The organism is Rhodoferax sp. (assembly GCF_044236835.1).
Taxonomy (GTDB): domain Bacteria; phylum Pseudomonadota; class Gammaproteobacteria; order Burkholderiales; family Burkholderiaceae_C; genus Allorhodoferax.
The window spans coordinates 1-5,504 of the sequence record NZ_JBIIGC010000039.1 but is presented as its reverse complement, the minus strand read 5'-3'; the positions used below and the strand labels follow the sequence as shown (position 1 = coordinate 5,504).

The following is a 5,504-nucleotide window of genomic DNA, read 5'->3' as shown; positions in this document are numbered from 1 at the left end:
CGCCGTTCATGATGGCGGCCATACCGAACTCGCGCACACCGTAGTTGATGTGGCGGCCACCGACCAGCGTGCCGTTGGCGTCTGCGGTTTGCACCACATCGCCGTTCATGGCAAAGCGCAAACTGGGCGTGGACTTGGTGTTGGTGAGGTTGGAGCCGGTCAGATCGGCCGAACCACCCAGCAGCTCGGGCAGCTTGGCGGTGAAGGCTTCCAAGGCCAATTGCGACGCCTTGCGGCTGGCCACGGTCTCGGCCTTTTGGTGCGCAGCGATCACGGTGTCGACTGCGGTTTGCACAAAGTGTTTGGGCAAGTCGCCCTTGACGCGGCGCAGCAGCTCTTTGGCCAGGTCGGGGAAGGCCGCCTTGTATGCGGCGAACTGGGTGTTCCAGGCGGCCTGCGCGGCCTTGCCTTGGGCCTTGGCGTCCCAGTCGGCGTACACCGCCTTGGGGATGACGAAGGGCGGGTGGTTCCAGCCGATGGATTCGCGGGTGAGCGCAATTTCTTCGGCGCCCAAGGGCTCGCCGTGGGCCTTGGCGGTGTTGGCGCGGTTGGGGCTGCCTTTGCCGATGTGGGTTTTGCAGATGATGAGCGTGGGGCGCTCGGTTTGCGCCTTGGCGTCGGCAATCGCCTTGGACACCACGGCCGCGTCGTGGCCGTCGATGGGGCCGATCACGTTCCAGCCATACGCCACAAAACGCAGCGCCGTGTTGTCGGCAAACCAGGGTGCCACTTGGCCGTCGATGGAGATGCCGTTGTCGTCGTACAGGGCGATCAGTTTGTTGAGTTTCCAGGCACCGGCCAAGGATGCGGCCTCGTGGCTGATGCCCTCCATCAGGCAACCATCGCCCAAGAACACATAGGTGTGGTGGTCCACCACTTTGTGCTGCACCTCGCCCACAGTGCGGTTGAATTCCTTGGCCAGCAGCTTCTCGGCCAGCGCCATGCCCACCGCGTTGGTGATGCCTTGTCCCAGGGGGCCGGTGGTGGTCTCCACACCGGGGGTGATGCCGTACTCGGGGTGGCCGGCGGTTTTGCTGTGCAGTTGGCGAAAGTTCTTCAGCTCGGCCATGGGCAGCTTGTAGCCCGTGAGGTGCAACAGCGCATAAATCAGCATGGAGCCGTGGCCGTTGGAGAGCACAAAGCGGTCACGATTCATCCAGGACGGGTCCGTCGGGTTGTGCTGCAAATGGTCAGCCCACAGGGCGACTGCCATGTCCGCCATGCCCATGGGGGCGCCGGGGTGTCCGGAATTGGCGGCTTGGACGGCGTCCATTGCCAAAGCGCGGATCGCACTGGCCATCTGGTGGGAATTGGAAAGGCTGCTGGGCATGGGGAGTGCGCTCCGAAGAGAGGGTGGGGGATGTGGGGGTGGGGATGGGCGAAAAGAATCCGGCATTTTACCGGCGCGCTTGCACCGCTTAGCGCAGGCAAGTCGCTGCGCTATCCTCGCCGCATGTCGCTACTTTTTTCTCCCCTCACCTTGCCGTCGCCGCGCGGAGGCCTCATGCTGGCCAACCGCATCGTGGTGGCGCCCATGTGCCAGTACTCCGCAGTCCACGGCGAGGCCACCGACTGGCACCTGATGCACTGGGGTAACCTGCTCAACAGTGGGGCAGCCCTGTTCACCATCGAAGCCACCGCGGTGCTGCCCGAAGGCCGCATCTCGCCGAACTGCCTGGGCCTGTGGGACGAGCGCACAGAAGGCGCGCTGCGCAGCACGCTGCAGCGCGCGCGCCAACTGGCACCGCCCACGCCGGTGTGCATCCAGCTCGCGCACGCCGGGCGCAAGGCGTCGAGCGCGGTGCCATGGCAGGGCGGGCAGCTGCTGGCGCCCGAGGCCGGTGGCTGGCAGCCCGTGGGGCCTTCGGCGTTGCCGCATCTACCCACCGAGCCGGCCCCCACCGCCATGGACGCAGCCGAGATGGCCCGGGTGCGCGAAGCCTTTGTCACGGCCGCCCAGCGCGCCGACGCCATGGGCATCGAGGCGGTGGAGCTGCACAGCGCGCACGGCTACCTGTTGCATGAGTTCTTGTCGCCCCTGGCCAACCAGCGCAATGATGTTTACGGCGGCAGCTTTGAGAACCGCATTCGCTTTCCGCTGGAGGTGTTTGCCGCAGTTCGCAAAGCGTTTGATGGCGTGCTGGGCCTGCGCCTCTCGGCCACCGACTGGGTGGAAGGCGGCTGGGATGTGGCGCAAAGCACCGAGTTTTGCAAGCGCCTCCAAGCGCTGGGCTGCGACTTCATCCACGTGTCTTCGGGCGGCGTGTCACCCCAGCAAAAAATTGCCCTGGGCGCGGGCTACCAAGTGCCGTTTGCCCGACAGATCCGTGCAGAGGCCGGCATGGCCACCACCGCCGTGGGCCTGATCACCGAACCCCACCAAGCCGAAGCAGTTTTGCAGGCCGGCGACGCCGACCTCATCGCGCTGGCGCGGGCCTTTTTGTACCAACCCCGCTGGGGCTGGCAAGCCGCCGCCGCCTTGGGCGCGCAGGTGCAGGCCAACCCGGTGTACTGGCGCTGCCTGCCGCGCGAGGCGCAGGCGGTGTTTGGGAAGGTGGCTATCGGGGCCCGATAGGCGCCACCGATGCTGTTCTCAGTTCTGACTGCCAAGTACGGTACGAGCGTTACCAGCGAAGCGATTGCGCCGGGTATATCTCCGATGACTTGACCAACGATGGTGATCAGCAGAACGAATAGCACCCACCACCAGTATTCAGATTTGCTGGCCCGCGTACTGAGATCGGCATATTTCTTTAAGCAGGTTTGGATGGATTCGATGAACGTCATTCTTGCTTCTTAGGTTGATAGCTACCTGTTTATGGGCCTTTGGCGCGTGCCCGCGGATCTGCGACCTGTGAGGCTTCGCGTCTGACATAGAAGGCACTGCGCGGCCTTCGCAAGGCCACACCATTTGAAGCGAGTCGGTACACGCCTTCGATGCAAGGCACGTGAGCGTTAAACCTTGCTAGTCATAAAACGGCAAAGCTATTGAAGCAGGCAAGCCCCAATGCTTCCAGTTGAACGAATTGTTAGGCCCCTGTTCGCAATGCTTAGGTAACGGACTGGGCTGATACTTTGAAATACTGCCTTCACTATTTTCCAATCGCACCGAAGTAGAGATATTTTGAGATGGCGGCTTCTATTGAGGACAGTTTGGCCTCTAAAACTATTTGTTCGTCGGTCAATTTTTTCTGAGTTTGCGTGAATAGTTCTGGAGGGATGCCTTGAGTTTTCAATACATCTCTGCTTCCTTTGATGACAAAAGCAGATTTGTTGAACTCTTTCATGAGTTCATACACATTCGTTGATGGTGAGAACAGAAACTTTGACTCGATCATCGCCCCGATGTACTTCCTATGCAACGATTGCATCTCCTCCGCGGAGATATTGCGCCCATCCAGAAGCTGTTGATAAAAGTTCAAGGTAACTTCAAATATCGTGAATCGCTTGTTGTAAAGATCAAGTCGAAGTTTTTCTCTGGCAACTCGCCATTGTCTGTAGGCAATAAATGCAACAAACAAAGCGATGAATACTGGCGTCAGAGCGGACGTGTAGTCGAACCAGTCTTTAGGTGTTGAAATAGCGGACATCTTTTATCAGGGGCCTAACGTGAAGGTAACCGGCGACTTGCGCCAGGAGCCGGCGCAGCCGCCGGACGCCGCAAGGAGTCCGTGTTGAGTGACATGTTATGCCTTGCTGCGAACATAAATCAACCAAGCCACGCTCACCATGAAAGTGCCAAACAGACCTTTCAGTAGGACATAGCCTAGCAATGCTGAATTGGGCTCGAACAGATGGCCGAGGACAGAGCCAACTTCGCAGAACAGCCGATGTATAAGACGATGACACGCAATGTTCTCCATACTTCCGGCCGAGTATGTGATTCCGGCTTGGAGTAGTTCGTAGAGAGCCCAACACGCAGCTCCCAAAGACGCTAGGCGTAGTTGCTCAGAACTAGGTGGAACATTCATGATGCATAGCGTTCGAGGTAACCGGCCGGCGGAGGGGTTAGGCGTCACTTTGCGACGGAGGTTGCCGGTCGCGTTTGCTGAAGTTGATTCAAGTTCATGCGCACCTCAACGATGCCTTCTGGCATTTCGAAGGTCATTCTCATCAATGTGAAAGAGTCATTGGACAACACAGTCCGCGAACGCGTGTCGTAAAGCATGGAGCCGCCACCACTTCCATCGGCACTCATCTTCATGCCGCTGGGGGCGAGCCCAAAGTCCATCGAATGGATTTGCTGAATCCTCGCGATCCCGTCATCAATGCTCAGTAGCTTGCTCGTCACCATCATTTTGATCTCAAGGGACGCAAGCCCTGGAACGGGAACCTGCATCTGTATCTGCTGAGAGACCGGCTCTTGAAAACTCAACGTTATTGAAGGAATAGAAGCGGCTTGAGCAAGAACGCCTTGCACAGTGGGAATAAGTTGCTCCGCCATCGGAGCTTCGAGCCCAAAAACTCGGGTCGAACCGGGGCGGATACTCCCGTCTCGCTCAATTACTGCGACTACAGAAAGTCCGGACAGCGCAGTCCGCTCTGGTAACACCTTCTCTTGTCCATCCGGACCCTGGATCGAAGTACGTTGCTCAAGGAACCGCATTTCTGCGGAGAAGCTGCCATCTGGCTCTGGATCTCTGTTCACATACCTGAGGGACTGCTTGCGCTTCATCACAATAGTGGTTGGCAGCTGGGAGAGGCGCCCTCCCGACTTCGCAACCACTCCACGATCTTCAGTGACGCGAATCGTCGTTACGCCTTCGATAGTGTTCTCCGTGATGACATCCTGGCTAGGTTGAAGCCGATACGTCAGCTCAACCCGTTCCGTCGAAGCGAGCGCAGCACTTGATGTGAGCAAGCCAACTGCCAGCGAGATACTGATGAGATGCATGTGGTTGACTCGGTGACGCCTAACGTCGGCGCTGTCCGGCACGCAGCAAGCGCCGCGAAGCGGCAACCTGCTGCTGCGTGTCCGCGACGAGCAACCTGTTAGCCATGCGAGGGAAACCTCCACCTTGAAGCTGCTAGCGCTACCAAGACAGCCAATGCAAAAAGCACCGCAAATGCTGGCCAAGCGCTAAGCGAAAACATGGGCGAAAACGCCACTGCATAGCCCGAAGCGCCAAAGACCGCGCCTGAAAGTGCTGACGCGCGCGGGTGTGGCGGGGGTTTGGCAACCAAGAAAGCAGCGTAGGACCCGATTAACGCGGCGCCAGCCAAAGCCGCATGGCGCATCGCTACGGTCACCAAAAATATGGCCATGAAAGTTGGCGAGAGGTCGATGTCCGATGAGCTCACGATTTCTAAGAGGAATGCCACGACCGCAGCCACCAAGGTAAAGACGATCGCGTTGCGTATCGGTTGCATAGCAGGCTAACGAGGCTGTAAAAAAACCCCACCGCCACAGGCTCGTACAACGCCCATCGCATCGCACGGCTTTTGAAAAGGGTGGGGGTTGCTCATGCCCACAGTTTGCCGCAAATTGCAGCGATTGAGCACCT

The 5,504-nt window shown here is 59.0% G+C and carries 4 protein-coding genes; 1 reads left to right on the top strand and 3 read right to left on the bottom strand.

Features of this window, described 5'->3' with window-relative positions:
- Positions 1-1,330: transketolase family protein (locus ACILRC_RS15115; protein ID WP_395670197.1), on the bottom strand; the 1,330-nt coding region annotated here is incomplete at its 3' end.
- Between the two features lie 123 nt (positions 1,331-1,453).
- Here ACILRC_RS15115 and ACILRC_RS15110 point away from each other — a divergent pair.
- Positions 1,454-2,575 carry an NADH:flavin oxidoreductase/NADH oxidase gene (locus ACILRC_RS15110; protein ID WP_395670196.1) on the top strand — a complete coding sequence of 374 codons (1,122 nt, stop codon included), beginning with the start codon at positions 1,454-1,456 and terminating at the stop codon, positions 2,573-2,575.
- A 517-nt stretch (positions 2,576-3,092) separates the two neighbouring features.
- Here ACILRC_RS15110 and ACILRC_RS15105 read toward each other — a convergent pair.
- Both ACILRC_RS15105 and ACILRC_RS15100 read right to left on the bottom strand, forming a co-directional pair.
- Positions 3,093-3,590 carry a hypothetical protein gene (locus ACILRC_RS15105; RefSeq protein ID WP_395670195.1) on the bottom strand — a complete coding sequence of 166 codons (498 nt, stop codon included), beginning with the start codon at positions 3,588-3,590 and terminating at the stop codon, positions 3,093-3,095.
- A 425-nt stretch (positions 3,591-4,015) separates the two neighbouring features.
- Positions 4,016-4,894, bottom strand: coding sequence for a hypothetical protein (locus ACILRC_RS15100; RefSeq protein ID WP_395670194.1), 879 nt, complete (start codon positions 4,892-4,894; stop codon positions 4,016-4,018).
- Between the last annotated feature and the right edge of the window lie 610 nt (positions 4,895-5,504).